This is a genomic window from Roseiarcus fermentans (assembly GCF_003315135.1).
GTDB lineage: Bacteria > Pseudomonadota > Alphaproteobacteria > Rhizobiales > Beijerinckiaceae > Roseiarcus > Roseiarcus fermentans.
In genome coordinates, this window is the sequence record NZ_QNRK01000040.1 from 21,048 (window position 1) to 37,980 (window position 16,933).

Annotated in this window: 12 protein-coding genes and 1 tRNA gene; 8 read left to right on the plus strand and 5 right to left on the minus strand. The window is 65.5% G+C overall.

The features are described from left to right. Positions 1 to 50 precede the first annotated feature (50 nt). Positions 51 to 127: transfer RNA gene (locus DFR50_RS25910), tRNA-Arg, on the plus strand. A gap of 64 nt (positions 128 to 191) precedes the next feature. Here the strand turns inward: DFR50_RS25910 and DFR50_RS25915 are convergent. Together DFR50_RS25915 and DFR50_RS25920 are read right to left on the minus strand one after the other, a co-directional pair. Beyond that, a complete protein-coding gene (locus DFR50_RS25915; RefSeq protein ID WP_113892216.1) occupies positions 192 to 1,256 on the minus strand; it encodes a hypothetical protein in 1,065 nt (354 codons plus the stop codon). 692 nt (positions 1,257 to 1,948) lie between these two features. Beyond that, on the minus strand, positions 1,949 to 3,592 hold the full coding sequence (locus DFR50_RS25920) for a porin family protein (RefSeq protein WP_113892218.1): 1,644 nt from the start codon (positions 3,590 to 3,592) through the stop codon (positions 1,949 to 1,951). Positions 3,593 to 4,313: 721 nt separating this feature from the next. On the opposite strand from DFR50_RS25920, the gene DFR50_RS25925 reads away from it, so the two are divergent. The 7 genes from DFR50_RS25925 to DFR50_RS25960 all read left to right on the plus strand — a co-directional run bounded on the left by DFR50_RS25925 (position 4,314) and on the right by DFR50_RS25960 (position 14,253). After that, entirely contained in the window at positions 4,314 to 5,054 is a 741-nt protein-coding gene (locus DFR50_RS25925) for a response regulator transcription factor (RefSeq protein ID WP_245428149.1), read from the plus strand. Then, the gene (locus DFR50_RS25930) at positions 5,041 to 6,420 is read left to right on the plus strand and encodes a sensor histidine kinase (RefSeq protein ID WP_113892220.1); all 1,380 of its coding nucleotides are present in this window, start codon (positions 5,041 to 5,043) and stop codon (positions 6,418 to 6,420) included. The genes DFR50_RS25925 and DFR50_RS25930 overlap by 14 nt, the downstream gene beginning before the upstream one ends. Before the next feature lie 160 nt (positions 6,421 to 6,580). Next, entirely contained in the window at positions 6,581 to 9,763 is a 3,183-nt protein-coding gene (locus DFR50_RS25935) for an efflux RND transporter permease subunit (RefSeq protein ID WP_113892222.1), read from the plus strand. Then, positions 9,760 to 11,067 carry an efflux RND transporter periplasmic adaptor subunit gene (locus DFR50_RS25940; protein WP_113892224.1) on the plus strand — a complete coding sequence of 436 codons (1,308 nt, stop codon included), beginning with the start codon at positions 9,760 to 9,762 and terminating at the stop codon, positions 11,065 to 11,067. Before DFR50_RS25935 ends, DFR50_RS25940 begins: the two co-directional genes overlap by 4 nt. A gap of 17 nt (positions 11,068 to 11,084) precedes the next feature. Next, positions 11,085 to 12,533 carry an efflux transporter outer membrane subunit gene (locus tag DFR50_RS25945; RefSeq protein WP_170153397.1) on the plus strand — a complete coding sequence of 483 codons (1,449 nt, stop codon included), beginning with the start codon at positions 11,085 to 11,087 and terminating at the stop codon, positions 12,531 to 12,533. A 572-nt stretch (positions 12,534 to 13,105) separates the two neighbouring features. Continuing rightward, positions 13,106 to 13,465 (plus strand): hypothetical protein, encoded by a 360-nt coding sequence (locus tag DFR50_RS25955; protein ID WP_147262926.1) that lies wholly within the window; start codon positions 13,106 to 13,108, stop codon positions 13,463 to 13,465. Between the two features lie 449 nt (positions 13,466 to 13,914). Then, complete coding sequence (locus tag DFR50_RS25960; protein ID WP_113892231.1) at positions 13,915 to 14,253, plus strand: hypothetical protein; 339 nt, start codon at positions 13,915 to 13,917, stop codon at positions 14,251 to 14,253. A 72-nt stretch (positions 14,254 to 14,325) separates the two neighbouring features. Here the strand turns inward: DFR50_RS25960 and DFR50_RS25965 are convergent, their stop codons facing one another. Genes DFR50_RS25965 through DFR50_RS25975 form a run of 3 tightly spaced genes read right to left on the minus strand, consistent with a single transcriptional unit; the run spans position 14,326 to position 16,929 of the window. Then, complete coding sequence (locus DFR50_RS25965; RefSeq protein ID WP_245428151.1) at positions 14,326 to 15,450, minus strand: YihY/virulence factor BrkB family protein; 1,125 nt, start codon at positions 15,448 to 15,450, stop codon at positions 14,326 to 14,328. Positions 15,451 to 15,460: 10 nt separating this feature from the next. Further along, complete coding sequence (locus DFR50_RS25970) at positions 15,461 to 16,537, minus strand: DUF3618 domain-containing protein (RefSeq protein ID WP_113892235.1); 1,077 nt, start codon at positions 16,535 to 16,537, stop codon at positions 15,461 to 15,463. Then, positions 16,534 to 16,929: a phage holin family protein gene (locus DFR50_RS25975; RefSeq protein WP_113892237.1), complete on the minus strand. Its 396-nt coding sequence runs from the start codon at positions 16,927 to 16,929 to the stop codon at positions 16,534 to 16,536. The genes DFR50_RS25970 and DFR50_RS25975 overlap by 4 nt, the downstream gene beginning before the upstream one ends. Positions 16,930 to 16,933: the final 4 nt, after the last annotated feature.

Here is a 16,933-nt window from a genome sequence, read left to right on the forward strand (position 1 = left end):
GTTTGCCCGCTCGCGGCGCTTTCGTCAAAGGCTGCGCCCGCGCGCCGGTTGTCCCGGTAGCTCAGCAGGATAGAGCACAGGTTTCCTAAACCTGGGGTCAGGGGTTCGATTCCCTTCCGGGACGCCATTCTCCAGACGCTGCCTCGCCTGTCTCGTCGTCTCTCCGGACGGCGGCGCGGTTCAGCCGCCGATCATTCGGCGGGACTGGCTTCGGGGGCTGACGAAGCGCGAGCGGCGGCGCGCCTCGAGATGAACGACAGCACGATCAGCGGCGCGCTGACCAGCGCCATGCCCGCAGCAAAGACCGGCCCGGGGATGAAGCTGAGCGTCGGGATCCACCTCGACAACGGCCAGGAGATCAGCGCGGAGATCGCCGGTATCAACAGAAAGAACATCGTCACCGTGCCGTTGTCGTTCTTCGTCGACGTCAAGGCCAACTGGTAGAACAGCCTGCCCGCGGCCGAGGCCGCCAGCGTGCCGGCGAGAAGCAGCACGATCGCGCTGGCGGACTGCTCGCTCAGGCGCGACGCCTCCTGCCCGAGGCCAGAACGGATGGCCGCGATCGGCAGCAGCACGAGCGCGGACACGACGAAATTGGCGCCGATCGCTCCAGCCTCGTCGTAGTCCGAGAACCACTCGTAAACGAGCGTCCCGCTCAAGGCGAAAAACACAGGCATGGGCAGGGCGTAGATCCATTTGCTGTGGAGCAGACTGGCGATCAGGTCACGCAGGAGAACCTCGCCGTCGGCGTCGATCTGGCTCCAGGCGATCGCCATCGCGCCGCAGAACGCGGCGACAAAGGACAACCAGAACGCCCAGGGCGCAATCGCAATCGAGCGCCTCGACACGGCGAGGGCGACCAGCGCCGCCCAGAAAGGCGAGAGATTGAGGACCGCTGCGGTAATGATCGGATGCGCGCTGCTCAGTCCGATATCGTAAAGCGACAATCCCGCGAGGCCGACGAGAAAGATGACCGCCAGCTTCGGCCATTGCCGGATGTCGAGCAGGATCGCCGCGAAGTCCCGTCGGCTGACCGCTTGCGACAGCAGGAACGGGAGCGAGAGCAGCAGCGCCAATTGGGTGAGCGCCATAAAGTCGAGGGAACTCAGCGTCCGCGCCGCAAGCGCGGAGAACGGCTCCTGAACGGCGAGCAATGCCGCTGCGGTGATTGCGTAGACGATGCCGAGCCCATAGTCGGTCTCCACCGTCCGGCGCGGTCTCGTCGGCGTCGGCTCAAACACTTCGGGCTTGTCCATCGGTTCCCTTCCCCTCCGGTTTCGCCGCAGGCAAAGCCGGTCTCTCTCGCGAACATGGCTGCGCCGGAAGCGCGATTGGCCCTCTCCCGGCCGGTGACATGCACGAGAAAGCGGAAGACGAGCGTGAGCGACCCCGCGGCCCGCGTATTCGGGAGCCCTGAGGGAAGCGCGCTGCCCAAACGCGAATAAAGAAAAATCTTGTCGCAACAATGGTATTGCTGTAAATTTACCTTTATAACGGATAAGTTATCGCGTTTACCTTAACAGACGTTACTTACTCGACTTTATGTTCCGGAATTGCATTGAATGATTGGTCTACGACGCTTTTGCTCTTACAAGACCCTGCACAATAGAGCTGTTCGATCGGCAGAGACCGAGGCGGCGAATCGGCGGACATTGCGCCGCAGCCCCTGTCGCGGCCAAAAGCTGGACGACGATTTCGCCCCAGGTCAGGACCTGCTTCCGCAGACCTCGCAACCGTTTCACCGTCCGTCGCGACTCCCGACCGCCGAGCGGTCTGAGCGCTCTGGCGGAAAGGGGCCGGTTTGCAACGGCTTTCGTTGAGCGAAGGGCGCGTGCCGCCGCGGCGCTTGTGCGCGACGGCGGCACCATTTGCGGAGGCGACGCCCGCGCGGCCGAATGGCGGACCGCGCGGGCCTCGGATTCCAGGACGTCCGGTCGCGGCGCTCGCTTCAGAACTTGATTCGGAGACCGGCGGTCGGGTTGATGGTCTGGGTCGCGTAGTAGCCGCTCGCGAGACCCGCGTAGACGTTCGACAGCATCACGCCGGCGTAGACATCGACGCGCTTGACCGGCCGCCAGTCGACCATGAAGGAGAGGAAGTCGGTCGAACCGGCGCACTTGCCGCTGCTGATGCGGGAGATGGAGAAGGCCTGTCCGTTCGGCTTCGTACCGTTGGTGACCGTGGCGGTGCAGGCCGCCGGAGTGGTCACACCCTGCGAGTTGATCGAGAAGTTGTAGTTGTTCTGGCCCAGATAGTAGTACGCAGCAGCCACGTCGAGTTGCGAGTTGACCGCGTACTTGGCGCCGAACCAGACGACGTTCGCGATACGCGGGACGTTATAGGCGTTGGTAACGTCCCATTGGGCTGTCGACGACGGCCAGTACTTGGTCGCATTCTTGAGGGTCGCCGGAATCGTCCCGGGAACATTGAAATAGCCGATGGTCTCGAACCCGTTCGGATAGGAATCGCTCGGGTTCTGCTGCCTGATATACTCGTATGACGCATAGAATGTCCAGGCCTGCCACTTGTACTTGGTGTTCAGCATGAACCCGGTGTTGTTCGACAGCGTCGCCTGGAAGTCAGACTGGCTGTAAACTCCGGCGGGCCCCGGGATGCTGCTGCTGCAGCCGGTCTCCCCGGCGAAGGGACCCTTGGTGAGGGTGGAGCACTGGGTGAGCGTGCCGAACGTGCCGAGATTCACCGTGTCCTTGGAGAAGTTGGCGATGCCGTCGACCGACAGGACGCCGCCGCCCGGGAACTTGAAGTCGCCGCCGACCTGGCCCTGATACTGGCCCTGCGCGCCGTTGCCCCAGTTGTAGCCGCCGACCTGCACGAGGCCGCCGAGGCGGAAGTTCTGGATGTCGACGCGGTACTTGACCGCCGTGTTGGCGCGCGCCGCCTCGGTGTCGCCGAAGCCGGCGTACGAACCGGAATAGCCGAGCGGCGAGAAGGCATAGGCCCCGCCCATCGGATCGTAGGCGTTGATCGCGTCCAGCGACAGGGTGTTGACACGACCGCCGGTCAGCGTTCCGTAGGTCGGATTGCTGAAACCGAGATACCATTGCGAGTTGAGCGGCTGCCCCGTCCGGCTCGAGTCGGCGTTGGCGTTCTGGAGGAAGAGCGACTTGCCGTTGTTCACCTGCTGCGACTTCTGCGCATAGGCGAGGTTCATGGCGTACGGGTTGAACCCGGTTTCCGCGACGCCGATCAGCGACCACCCGCTCGAACCGAGGGGTTCGCTCATCTTGAGGCCGACGACCGACTGGCTGAGGCCGTTCGGCGTCTGCAGCCACTGCGGCCCGTGCGTGCTCTGCTTGGTGATGATGTTCGCGACGCCGTTGTTGAACCAGCCGTTGTAGCCGGCGCCGTTGGACTCGTAGCCGAAGCCTGCGTCGAGGGTCGCATAGAGCGTGACGCCCATGTAGCTGATCGGGCAGTCCGCGGCGCTCGAGTTCAGCCAGTTCCAGACGCTGGCATAGCAGTTGGCGGGAGGCGCCGCCGCCGGCGCCTTGGTTGTCGGAAGATCGGCGGCTTGGGCCGCGCCGGCTGAAGCGGCGATCAAAATCGCCAGAGAAGCCCCGAACTTATTCATCACGTCCCCATTCCTCGGCGGACCGTCGCGGCCCGCGTGATTCGTTGCCCTCGGGTTCGGCCGGGCGCCGGTGACGACGCGACGCAGGTTAACTCGAGCCGTCGTGAGCGAACATCGTCACGACAAGGTGATCGGTAACGAATATCAAGGTCACAAACAAACAGTGATCGTCGTGAAGACTGGATTGCGCGGAACGTGTTGCATCATAACAACACAAAAATCGCTCGAACCAAGTATTATTACTACACAATGATTACATGCGCACGCTCACAGGCGGAGAGACGCCACTCCCGCCCTAAGCCATAAACCCTATCGTGGTATCGCATTATTCTCAAGATGTAACGATTTGGCGACAGAGCCCGCGGCAAAAACTAAATTTATTTTTATAAACCGCACCTTAGTTCATCAATATAAGCTTAAACTTAGCAATTTGAATTTATAATGTACAAATTACTGAGCAGATCGTTGCCATAAACATTCGGCATGATATGTAGTAAATTACAGCTTATAAACTTCCCCGCTCATACGAGTTTGTAACGATGAACGAATGTCGATTATTAACCAATTTATTCACAAAACCTCAGGATAGCGACACCGACCACTGTAGATACGCGCAGACGTTAAGAATAATCGGGAGGCAAGAATCGCTGTCGTAGATCACCATGAAGTCGCCATTGTTGAAGGCCACCTCGAGCATCCGAAGCTGAAGAACGGAGAAGCCATGTCGATGCCGTTTACCCAAGGTCCGAAAGCCCCGACGGCTGCGCCGATCGACCAAGCCCGAAATTTCAGAGTGCTGCTCGTCGAGGACGAGACGGAACTCGCGACCGAGGTGCGGTTCGAACTCGAGGCCGCCGGGTACTCCGTGCGGGTCGCTCACACCCTCGAAGACGGGCTGTCCGCGGCGCGCTCGGGCTGGGCCTCCGTTCTCTTGGTAGACCGGATGCTCAACGGGGAGGACGGGCTCTCGATCGTCGAGGCGCTGCGCGAGGGCGGCGATGCGACGCCCGTCCTGGTGATCAGCGGCCTGTCGTCGGTCGACGAGCGGATCAGCGGCCTGAAGGCCGGCGGCGACGACTACCTCGTCAAGCCCTTCGACGTTCGCGAGCTCGGCGCCCGCGTCGAGGCGCTGCTCCGACGGGGAGCGCAAACGCGCGCCAGCCGGCTGAAAGTCGGCGTTCTGGAAATGGATCTGATCGATCACGCCGTGCAATGCGCGGGCCGGCCGGTCGAACTCGTGCCACGGGAATTCAAACTGCTCGAGTACTTCATGCGTCACGCGGACCAGATCGTGACGCGCACGATGTTGCTGACCGACGTCTGGAATTTCAAATTCATGGCTCCCACGAACGTCGTCGACGTCCATCTCGGCAGCCTTCGGCGCAAGCTCGATCCAACGGGGAAGCGAAACTACATCGTGAACGTCCGCTCGGTCGGATTCAAACTCGATGCCGACCACTGATGTCTTTCGGGCGCGGGCGTTCCGCCTTGCGCTGACGTTCAGCTTCGCCATTTCCGCCGCCACCGTCGCGGCTTTCGCGTTCGTCTATTTGCAGGTCTCTCACGCCGACGTTCTACGCGTGGGGGCGGTGCTGGTCGACGAGGCCGCGAAAAGCGAGAGCGACAGCGACGATCGGCTTCGCCGCGCGCTGGAGTTGCGTCTGACCCGAGACATCCGCCGGCTCGACTATGTCGCCTTGTTCGATCCTTCGGGGGCCAAGGCGTTCGGCGACGTCGACGCCATGCCCCCGATTCCGGCCGACGGCGCCGCGCATGTCGTGGCGCAGCAGCGTCTGCCGGATTCGACCCGCTTCGAACCCGCCCTGTTCGTCGCCCGCCGCCGCCCGGACGGCGCCGTCGTTCTGTTCGGCCGCAGCCTGCGCGACGTCTACGACCTGCAGGAATCGGTGCTGAAAGCCCTCGCCATCGCCCTCCTGCCGACCGTCCTCGTCATCCTGGCGATCGGCGCGGTCTTCGCCCGCCGGGCCACGCAGAGGCTGGAGCGCATCCGCGACGCGATCCTTCGGATCATCCGCGGCGAGCTGGGATCTCGCCTCCCCGAGGGGGAAGGCGACGACATCGCGAAGGTGGCTGAGGCGGTCAATCTGATGCTCGACGAGATCGAGCGTCTGCTCGATCAGCTCAGATCGATCGGCGACAATATCGCGCATGACCTGCGCACGCCGCTGACGGTGGCGCGCACCAGGATCGCGCGGGCGCTCGACGAGGACGCCGGCGAAGCATCCCTGCGGTCGGCGATGGACGCCGCGCTCGTCCAGATCGACCGCGCTTCCCTGACCATCTCCGCCATCCTGCGCGTGTCCGCGCTGGAAAGTTCGGCGCGGCGGAAGCAGTTCAAGGCGTTCGACCTCAGCGCCGTCTGCATCGAGATCGCCGAATACTACCAGCCGTTCGCAGAAACGAAGCGGATCGCGGTGACCGTCGAGGCCGCCGGGCCGGCCCCCATGCTCGGGGACGCTGATCTCGTCCGGGAGGTCGTCTCGAATCTCGTCGACAACGCGATCAAGTTCACGCCCGAAGGCGGAAAGGTTCGGGTCGAGATCGCGATGGCGGAGGGATTTCCGCGTCTCGCGGTGAGCGACACCGGCCCCGGCGTGCCTTTACCAGACCGGACCCGGATTTTCCGCCGGCTGTATCGCGGCCCAGGCGCCGACACGGCGCCGGGGCACGGCCTGGGTCTGAGCATCGCCAAGACGATCGCCGAGCTGCATGGCTTTCATCTGTCGGTGGAGGACAACAACCCCGGGGCCTGCTTCGTCATGCAGGCGACCGTCAAGGCGGCGGCCGGGTTGGCCTACGCGGCATAGTGACCACCAAGTAACAGCTGAGCCAGTCTGAGTATCTCCTCAACTTTAATTTAGTGGTTCTGGCCTCCCGCCCAAGCTACCAGAGTCGACGCCGAATGCGCTAACGAGGGCGCGCGCCGCCTTGTCGCGGCAATGCCAAAAGTCAAAATCGAACAGATTTATGCTTGCCATCGTCCGTATTGCTCTCAGCAAACCGTATACGTTCGTCGTGATGGCGATGCTGATCGTCATCTTCGGCGTCGCAGCGGCCGTACGGACGCCGACCGACATCTTCCCCAACATCGGCATCCCCGTGGTCGCGGTCGTGTGGACTTACGACGGCCTGCCCGCCGACGACATGTCGAAGCGCGTGATCTACTATTATGAACGGACGCTGAGCACTCAGGTCAACGACATCGAGCATATCGAGTCACAGTCCCTTCCGCGCTACGGGGTCGTGAAGGTGTTCTTTCAGCGCGGCGTCAACATCAACGCCGCGCTCGCCCAAACGACGGCGGCCTCGCAGACCGTCCTCAAATACCTGCCCCCCGGCATAACGCCGCCGTTCGTCCTCAGCTTCAACGCCTCGAGCGTGCCGGTCATCCAGCTTGCGCTGTCGAGCAGCGCGCTCTCCCAGGCGCAGCTCTTCGACGCGGGACAGAACTTCATTCGGCCGCAGCTCGCTTCGGTCGCCGGTTCGGCCATCCCTTCTCCCTATGGCGGCAAGATCCTTCAGGTGCAGGTCGACATCGATCAGACCAAGCTGCAAGCCTACGGTCTGTCGGCGCAGGATGTCGTCAACGCGATCGGCCAGCAGAACATCGTCACTCCGGTCGGCTCCGAGAAGATCGGCGATTTCGAGTATATCGTGTCGCTCAACGGGTCGCCGACCCGGCTCGACGAGCTCAACGATCTGCCGATCCGCGTGGTCAACGGGGCGACGGTTTTCGTTCGTGACGTCGCCTACGCGCATTTCGGCGCCCCGCCGCAAATCAACATGGTGCGGGTCGACGGCTCCAACGCGGTCCTGATGACGATCCTGAAAACGGGATCGGCCTCGACTCTCGACGTCATCAACGGCGTCAAGGCGCTGCTTCCCAAGCTTCGGGAAACGCTGCCGCCGAGCCTGAAGCTCGACGCCATCAACGACCAGTCGTCGTTCGTCTACGCGGCCGTCGATTCGGTCGTCTTCGAGGGCCTCGTCGCAGCGGCGCTGACCGGACTTATGATTCTCGTCTTTCTCGGCAGCTGGCGTTCGACCCTCATCATCACGATCTCGATCCCGCTGGCGATCCTCGCGTCTGTCGCCGCCTTGTCGGCGATCGGGGAAACGATCAACGTGATGACGCTCGGCGGACTGGCTCTGGCGGTGGGCATTCTGGTCGACGACGCGACGGTCACGATCGAGAACATCAACTGGCATCTCGAACAGGGCAAGGAGATCGAATCGGCGATCATGGACGGCGCGCGCCAGATCGTCATTCCGGCGACGGTTTCGCTTCTGTGCATCCTGATCGTGTTCGTGCCGATGTTCAATCTCGGCGGGGTCGCGGGCTATCTGTTCCGCCCGATGGCGGAGGCGGTGGCGTTCGCGTTGATCGCCTCCTACGTGCTGTCGCGCACGCTCGTGAACACGATGGCGCGCAACCTGCTGGCTCATCAGGCTGTGCACGAGCACGGAACGGCTGCGAAGCCGACCCGCAATCCTCTCGTGCGTTTCCAGCGCGGCTTCGAGCGGCGGTTCGAGGCCTCGCGCCGCCTTTACCGCGACCTGCTGGAAACCGCGATCGCCGCGCGCTGGACCTTCGTCGCCGGATTTCTCCTCGCCGTCGTCGGTTCCTTCGCTCTCGCCCCCTACCTTGGTCAGAACTTCTTTCCCTCGGTCGCCAATACGCAGCTCAAGCTTCACGTTCGCGCGCCCACAGGCACGCGCATCGAAGGGACCGCGGCAATCTGCAACGGCGTCGAAACCGAAATTCGGCGGATTATTCCCGCTGCCGCGCTGGGTCCGATTGTCGACAATATTGGCCTGCCGGTGAGCGGCATCAATTCCACTTACAACAACTCGGGCACCGTCGGCCCTGGCGACGCCGATATCCTGATCACGATCACGCCGGCGTATCAGAGCGAGGCCGACGATTACGTCCGGACCATGCGCGAGATCCTGCCGCGCGCGTTTCCCGGCACGACCTTCGCCTTCCTGCCCGCGGACATCGTCTCGCAGATTCTCAATTTTGGCCTGCCCGCGCCGATCGACGTGCAGGTCGTCGGCGCAAATTTCGACGCCAATCATGCCTATGCCAACGCGCTGCTGAAGAAGATCGCACACGTCCCGGGCGTCGCAGACGCGCGCATCCAGCAGGCGTCCAACTATCCGACGCTCGGGGTTGAAGTCGACCGGATGCGTGCGGCGGCGGTGGGCCTCACCGAGGGCGACGTCGCGAAGAGTTTGCAGGAGTCCCTTTCCGGCAGCTTCAAGGTGGCGCCGACGTTCTGGATCAATCCGAAGAACGGCGTCGCCTATCCGATCGTGACCCAGACTCCGCAATACTGGCTGGATTCCGTCTCCTCGCTCGAGAACATTCCCGCCTCGTCGCAGGATTCGTCGCAGCTTGTCGGAGGCCTGGCGACCTTGAAGCGCGGGACGAGTCCGGCCGTCGTCTCGCACTACGCCGTTCAGCCAGTCCTCGACATCTATGCCGCCACCAACGAGCGCGACCTCGGCTCGGTTTCGGCCGACATCCAGCGGATTCTCGACCAGACGGCGAAGGACCTTCCTCGGGGCTCCTCCGTCGTCATGCGTGGACAGACGCTGACGATGACCTCGGCGTATCAGCAGCTCCTGGTCGGCATCGCGCTCGCGATCGTGCTGATCTACATGCTGATCGTCGTCAATTTCCAGTCCTGGCTCGATCCATTTGTCATCGTGAGCGCCCTGCCGACCGCGCTCGCCGGCATTGTCTGGATGCTGTTCGTGACCCGCACGACGCTGTCGGTGCCCGCGCTGACGGGGGCGATCATGTGCATGGGCGTCGCGACCGCCAACAGCATCCTCGTCGTCAGCTTCGCGCGCGAGCGGTTGGCGGAAGGCGTCGACGCCGCAACCGCTGCGATGGACGCTGGGTTCACTCGGTTCAGGCCGGTGCTGATGACGGCGATGGCGATGATCATCGGCATGTTGCCGATGGCGCTGAGCTCCGAACTGAACGCGCCGCTCGGCCGCGCCGTCATCGGCGGCCTCCTGTGCTCCACGCTCGCCACCCTGTTCTTCGTGCCGGCGGTCTTCCGAATCGTGCACGACCGCAGACCCGTCAGCGAACGCGACCCGGCGCACACTCCGGCCATCGAGGCGACCACGATATGAAGCACGATGACCCGCCGAGATCCGTTCTGGACGAGGACGAAGGCGACCCGCGCGACGACGCGCCGCCGCGGTCGGCGCTGGGAAAAGTGAAGGCCGGCCGAACGATCATGCTGTTCGGCCTGGCTGCAGTCGCGATCGCGGTCACGGGCGTCGTCGGTCGAAGTCACGACGAGGAGAGGCTTGCCCGGTGGACTGACAAGCAGGCTGTTCCGACCGTCGCCGTGGTGGCGCCGGCGCGCGGCAGCAAGACGAGCGAACTCGTGCTGCCGGGCGACGTCGAGGCCTTCTACAGCGCGGCGATCCATGGCCAGACGAGCGGCTATGTTCGCGAATGGCGCAAAGACATCGGCGCCGAGGCGCGCCAGGGCGACGTGCTCGCCGTGATCGACACGCCGGAGCTCGACCAGAGCATTGCGGTCGCCGAGAGCGAGGTCGCCAAGGCGAAAGCGAATCTCGCCCTCGCCAAGGTGACGGCTCAGCGTTGGGATTCTCTACGCGCGTCCGCAGCCGTGTCGCAGCAGACGGCCGACGAAAAGACCGCCGACGCCCGCGCCCGCGCCGCCGAGGTCGCCGCCGCACAGGCCAGCCTCGACCGGCTGAAGGCGCAGAAGACGTTCGCCAACATCGTGGCGCCGTTCGACGGCGTCGTCACCTCGCGCAACGTCGACGTCGGATCGCTGGTCAAGGGGGATTCGAACGACGGCGCGGCGTTGTTTTCGGTCGCCGACATCCATCGGATGCGGATCTATGTGCGGGCGCCGGAAGCCTATGCGGCCGCGTTGACGAGCGGCATGAAGGCGACCCTCCAACTGCCGGAATACCCAGACCGCGTCTTTGAGGCGACGGTCGAGACGACATCGCGAGCCATCGACAGGAAGTCGCGCTCGCTGCTGGTCGAACTCTATGCCGACAATGAGGACGGCGCGCTGACGCCCGGCGCCTTTGCGCGGGTTCACTTTCAAATTCCCCCCGACCCCAAGGCGCTCAGACTTCCAGCGAACGCGCTGTTGTTTCGCGACAACGCAATCGAAGTCGCGACCCTCGACCCCGACAATCGTGTCGTGCTCAAGACCGTGCGGATTGCCCGCGACCTCGGCTCGGAGGTCGAAATCGACGGGGGTCTGAGCGCGGGCGATCGCGTCGTCGCCAATCCTCCCGAGTCGCTCGGCGACGGCGAAGAAGTCAGGGTCGCGGGCGCCGGGACCGGGACGCCGAGTTCGCCGGCCGGACAACGGGGCGCACGAAGGGAACGGCCGGGCGACGCCCGGCAACTGGCCGCCTCGGAGCGGGGCCGGGTCGAATGAAGGCTCGGCTTTGGCTAATGGGAGCGATTGCCCTGGCGCTCGGCGGCTGCGCCTTCGCGCCGCGCTACGCGCTCCCGACGCCGTCGCTTTCGGCGAAGTTCAAGGATGCGACGGCGGAGGGCGCCGCCCTCCCGGCAGACGAGGATTGGTGGCGGAGCTTCAACGACGCGACGCTCGACAATCTCCAGGCTCAGGTCGACGCCGCCAATCCCGATCTCGCCGCCGCGATCGCATCGAACGCCGCCCAACAGGCGCGCGCCGAGGCGGCTCTGTCCGGACTGCTGCCCAACGTCGACGCGGTCGGGCACGTGACCGCCAACAGGCAGTCGAACAACCGGCCGCTCCGCTCGGCGAACCAGCCGACCTATTACGGCGACAATCTCATCGGGGCCAAGGCGTCCTACGAGGTCGATATCTGGGGCCGGGTGCGCGATATCGCATCCTCCGCCAACGCGACCGCCGAGGCGGCCACGGACGCGCTCGCTCAGGCGCGGCTCGAACTGCACGCCGAACTCGCACGCGATTACATCGAATTGCGCGGCCTCGACGACGAGGCGAAACTGATCTCGGACACGATCGGCATCTACCGTTCGGCGTTCGACCTCACCAAGTCGCGGCTCGCGGCGCAGATCGCCTCCCCCGTCGATGTCGATCGCGCTCAGGCCCAGCTCAGCAGCGCCGAGGCGCAGGGCTCGGACTTGGCCCTGAGGCGCGCCGCGCTGGAGAACGCGATCGCCGCGCTGGTCGGACAATCGGCGGCGTCCTTTACGGTCGCGCGCGCGGCCCGGCCGCTGCCGCTGCCTGCCCGTCCGCGCGCCGTGCCCGCCGACGTCCTGCGCCGCCGCCCGGATGTGGCGGAGGCCGAGCGGCTGACTGCGGCGGCGAATTTCGGCGTTGGCGCAGCCCGCGCCAATTTCTTTCCGAGAGTCACGCTGATCGCCCTCGGGGGAACTCAAGACACCGGCTTCCGGTTGTTCAACCCGGGAAACACGCTGGGGGCGATCGGTCCGACGGTCGATCTGCCGCTGTTCGACGCGGGCCTGCGGCAGGCCGAGCTCGACATCGCCAAGGCGGGGTTCACCGAGGCCGCCGAGACCTATCGGTCGACGGTCCTGCGATCGGTCAAGGAGGTGCAGGACGACCTCAGCGCATTGCGCTGGCTCGCAGCGGAGCAGCGTCAGAGTTCGACCGCCGCCGCCGCCGCCCGGCGGGCCGCGGACCTGTCTCTGACGCTGTATCGCGACGGCGCTTCTTCCTATCTCGACGTGGTCACCGCCCAGAGCACGGCGCTGGAAGCCGAACGCCTGACGATCGCGCTGCACACGCGGGAACTGGAATCCGACGTCGGCCTGATGCTGGCGCTGGGCGGCGGATGGACGACGCCCCCCGAGCCCGCGCCGCGGACGATCGACGTGACCCCGCCGCCTGTCCAGATGGCCAGGGAACTGACACGAGCCAAGCCATGAGCGACGCGACGGAGAGGCCGGGGAATTGCGGCGCCTGCGCCTTCTGGCGAAAGCTTCGCGAAAGCGACGGCCTGTGTCGCCGCTGGGCGCCGCAAGCGACGAGCCATCCCGAAGCGGTGGCCCATTGGCCGTTGACCCACCGGGGCGATGGTTGCGGCGACGGAATCGCCGCCGCCGAGTTCTCGCTCGTCGTCGATTGCGCGACGTGCGTGTCCTGGCGGCGACCCTCGCTGGGACTCCATCCGGTCAATCGCGGTGACATGCCGATGACATGGTGGGCGCACGCCGGCACTTGCACCCGCCACGCGCCTCACCCGGTTCGCGAACCCGGCCCGCGCGGATTCTGGCCTGCGACCCTCGACGTCGATGGCTGCGGCGAGGGCTCGCCGCACCGTCGCGACCGCGAATGACCAGAGGAACGCAGTGTCGAGGCAACTCAATTCTTCCTTATAAATAGATAATTTAGTTTATCTGGATTGTAACGTCGGATAAAATACATATCTTGACACAACTTCCGGAGCGCTTGCCAAGATCACCAGCGTTTCTGTCTTATTTTTCCGAGGATAAGTTCAGTGGTAAATTCTGCAGCGGTTGCGGCTGCTGTAACATTCGGCTTCGCTTTGCTTGCTCCACTATCCATACCGGCGGCGTTCGGCAGCGAGGCGACCTCGATCGCCCTTGGTCATCGCCATCATCATGTCCTTCGGCGCCACACCCATCGCGGCGTCGAGAGCGGTGCGATCGGGCCGGTCGCCTCGGCCGCTCCGGGCTGGACGCCCTTCCAGGGGCCTTTCCTCAACCCGTTTGCGACGCCGCCGCAACCGCTCGAATGGCCGAAGATCGCCCCTTATCCGCCGGGACAAGGCGACACGGACGGAATGAGCCGCAACATCGAGGACTGCAACAAGGGATGCATCGACGGCCCTTACTGACCGCCTGGGCGCAGGTGGAGCTTCAACGCGGTTTTTGTATTGGTTCAACTGAAAGGAACACACGATGAAACAAGGCCTGATCTTAGGAATTGCGCTCGCGGCGGCGATTTCGCTACCGGTCCTGGCCGCTCCATCCGGGAGCGAAACACCGCCGGTCCACCCACATCGCCACCTCCACCATCATATTCACGGAACCGTTGTGGGAGGCGCTATCGCGCCGAACGCGACTGCGCAGGTTGCGCCTCCGGCGCCGGCGTGGGGCTTTCCGCACATCGCGCCCTTTCCGGATGGCCAGGGCGATGTGGATGGGCTGAGCCGCCACAAGAGCGATTGCAACGAGGGCTGTATCGACGGCCCTTCCTGATCTTTCGGGTACGGGAGAGAGCCGGCGGCGGACGATCGACCACGCCTGTCGCCCGCTTCAGGCGGCGCGACAGCCGATTCCGGCGATGGGCCCCCCTGATGACGCCCCCCTCCGCATCGCGACCTTGTGCACGGCGGCCTTTTCGGCGGTGCTGGGCGCGATGGCGCCCTGCGACGCGGGCGTGGGCCGGACACCCGGCGGTTGCGTCGCCGTCGTCAACGCCGCCGCCCTGAAGGCGATGGGACAGACTGGCCCGCTCGGGCAAATGCAGATCTGGGGCGATCCCGTCGTGTTTGGGCCGAATCTCGTTCGTGTGAACGTCGACGTTTTCGGCGGCGGAGAGTACGACGTCGATGTCGTCATCGGCGCTGGCTGCAACGTGCTTTCGGTGACCACGCGGTTGGCGTCGAACGGTCCGCCATGACATCGACAGTCCCAATCACGACCCTCCCCAACCGCGACCCTCGCCCTCACAGTCCAGGCCGCGCTCGGGTGGCTATTCCGCCGCGGCCCCCACCGTGTCCGCCATCGTCGCCCCGCGCCGCCCGATCGGCTTGTCCGCTCCGACCGTCGAATCGAGCGCGGTCTGATGCTCGATCTCGGCGTTGAGCTGGGCGCCGAGCAGAACGACGACCATCGAGATCCACATCCACACCATCATGCCGATCGCCGCGCCGAGCGAGCCGTAGGTCACGTCGTAGGCGGCGAAATTGGCGATGTACCAGGAGAACAGGACCGAGGCGACGAGCCAGGCGACCGCCGCCGCGACGCTGCCGACGCTGAGCCACTGCCAGCGCGGCTCGCGCCGGCTGGGGGCGAAGCGGTAGAGGATTCCCAGGCCGAGGACGATCAGGACGAGGATCGCCGGCCAGCGCAGGATTCGGATGAGCGCGTCCGACGCCGCGCTCAGCCCCAGGAAGGCGAGCGCGATCGGCGTCGCCACCACGACCGCGATCGCCACCGCCAGCGAAACCATGGCGCCGAGCGTGAAGATGAACGACAGAATGTTCAGCCGGACGAATCCGCGCTTTTCGATCTCGCCGTAGACGACGTTGAGCGCGTCGATGATCGCCTTCATGCCCGAGTTGGCGCTCCACAGGGCGACAGCGAGTCCGACGGCGAAGCCGACGCTCAGGCCCGAGCCGCTTTTCGCGGTCAGGCGCTGAAGCGTCTCGTGAACGATCTGGAGCGCGCCCTCCGGCAGGATGCCGCCGACGAGCGAGAGGTGGGAATCGATGGTCGAGGGATCGGCGACCAAGCCGTAGAGCGAAACGAACGCCGTCAGCGCCGGAAACAGCGCGAGCAGGCAATAATAGACCACGCCCGCGGCGACCGTCAGCAGGCGCCCCGCGTTCATCTGTATGTAGACGCGCCAGAGAATGTCCTTCCAGCCGCGCCACGGAATGTTCCACGGCGCCGCCGCCGCCCGACCCCGTGGGCCGTCCGCGCCCGTGCCCGCACCTTCGGCCGCCGGTCCCGGCCCTTGGCGCGGCGGCGCGGGCTCGCTCGCGCCCGCGCCGCGCACAACCCGCTCCCGGCCGGCGACGGCGCGCGCCGCCGCCAAGGCCAACAGCGCCGCGTAGGCGACCAGCGGCCAAAACGCGCCTCTTCGCTCCGACACGGGCGCGGCCTCAGGGGCCGGCGCGCTGGTCATCGCTCACGGGCTTCGGGGCAAATCCGGGGATGGGCGCCGGCCTCACGCCCTCGTGGAAGCCATCATCGAGACGGCGCGCCGCGTCGACGACCGCGCCCGGGCTGAAACCCTCCTCGCGCGCCGCGGACTTGACCCGCTCGGCCGCCTTGCTCGCCACGTTTTTCGCGCTCCCGAGCGTTTCGCTCGCGGCCTTGCCGGCGGCGTCCTTCACCTGGTCGCTGGCGTCGCCGAGCCACTGGTTTTCCGTCTCGGTAGGGGGAAAGAGGCTCGCGATCGCGGCGCCGACGGCGACGCCGATCGCTGCCGCCAGCAGCGGCTGCTCGGCGACGAAGGAGGTCGCGGTCTCTCGACCGCGCCTCGCCGCGTCTTGCGCGACGCGCCGGGTGCGATCGGCCGTGTCGACCAGCCGGCCGCCGACGGAGGCCGCGCCGTCGCGCGCCGCTCCGGCGGCCCCGGCTGCGCTCCGGGCGACCTGATCGAGGGCGCCGGAAGCCTGCTCTTGAAGATCATGGGTTGTCGATTGCATGGCGTTTGACGCTCCTGCTCTTTCGGTCATGGCGGGGGCGCTGCGGCGCGAGGGTCCCGACGCCGCAACGGTCGCGTTCGATACCGCGCCGCCGGCAGCGGCTACGGTTCGTCTCCTCGTGTCGGGTGCGTTGCCGACGGCGCGCGACGTCTCTGTCGCGCCCGCTCCGGGACGGCCGACGCGGCCGGCGTAACGATCGTAGCCGGCCTCCGGCGCGGGCCTGCGCAACGCGCCGGCGATCGACCCGCCGCGCGCGCCCATCTTCTCCGACAGGTACATCACACATCCGGCGCCGATCAGAAAACTCGGGACCGGGTTCTCGCGCATGGCGTTGGAGAGGGCGCGCGCCAGCGTGTCCCCGCCGGCGCGGGAATAGATCAGCGCCTCGTCGAAGATCTGCCCGGGCGTCAGCCGGTCGGCGAGCTCGTCGAGGTTTCCGGCGAGACGGCGGCGGGTCAGCTCGGCCTCCGCCTCGTACGCCGCGGCGGTCGACAGGCGATCAGCTCCCGCGTCCTCGGACAAGGTCATCGGGCGCGCTCCCTTGCTGTCGCGTAGTCTTCGCGCATCTGTCCGAGCGCGCGATTGGGCACGAAAGCGGACGCCTTGAGCCGGTTGACGCCGGCCATTGCCGCGAGACCGCCGGCGACCAGCGCGACCCCTGCGACGATCAGGAGGCTCCATTCGGACGGCAACCCGGCGACCGTGATCCAGCGGGCGATGTCGAACAGAAGCACGATCAGCCCGGCGAACGCAACGAAGGCGCCGATGCCGAGACAAACCCCGGCGCTGGCGACGGCTGCGAACGTTTCGCCCATCTCGGCGCGCGCGAGGCGGAACTCGGTCTGGACGAGATGACCGAGGTCGGTGGCGACCTCCGTCATCAGAGACAGGATGGGGCGAGCGCTGTCTGTGGCGGCCATGGCT

Bases quoted from the DNA above. Each gene is read 5' to 3' on its own strand.
- DFR50_RS25970 (WP_113892235.1), bottom strand. From the start codon at position 16,537: ATGACCTTGTCCGAGGACGCGGGAGCTGATCGCCTGTCGACCGCCGCG.
- DFR50_RS25930 (WP_113892220.1), top strand. From the start codon at position 5,041: ATGCCGACCACTGATGTCTTTCGGGCGCGGGCGTTCCGCCTTGCGCTG.
- DFR50_RS25920 (WP_113892218.1), bottom strand. From the start codon at position 3,592: ATGAATAAGTTCGGGGCTTCTCTGGCGATTTTGATCGCCGCTTCAGCC.
- DFR50_RS25940 (WP_113892224.1), top strand. From the start codon at position 9,760: ATGAAGCACGATGACCCGCCGAGATCCGTTCTGGACGAGGACGAAGGC.
- DFR50_RS25915 (WP_113892216.1), bottom strand. From the start codon at position 1,256: ATGGACAAGCCCGAAGTGTTTGAGCCGACGCCGACGAGACCGCGCCGG.
- DFR50_RS25975 (WP_113892237.1), bottom strand. From the start codon at position 16,929: ATGGCCGCCACAGACAGCGCTCGCCCCATCCTGTCTCTGATGACGGAG.
- DFR50_RS25960 (WP_113892231.1), top strand. From the start codon at position 13,915: ATGGGCCCCCCTGATGACGCCCCCCTCCGCATCGCGACCTTGTGCACG.
- DFR50_RS25945 (WP_170153397.1), top strand. From the start codon at position 11,085: ATGGGAGCGATTGCCCTGGCGCTCGGCGGCTGCGCCTTCGCGCCGCGC.
- DFR50_RS25935 (WP_113892222.1), top strand. From the start codon at position 6,581: ATGCTTGCCATCGTCCGTATTGCTCTCAGCAAACCGTATACGTTCGTC.
- DFR50_RS25925 (WP_245428149.1), top strand. From the start codon at position 4,314: ATGTCGATGCCGTTTACCCAAGGTCCGAAAGCCCCGACGGCTGCGCCG.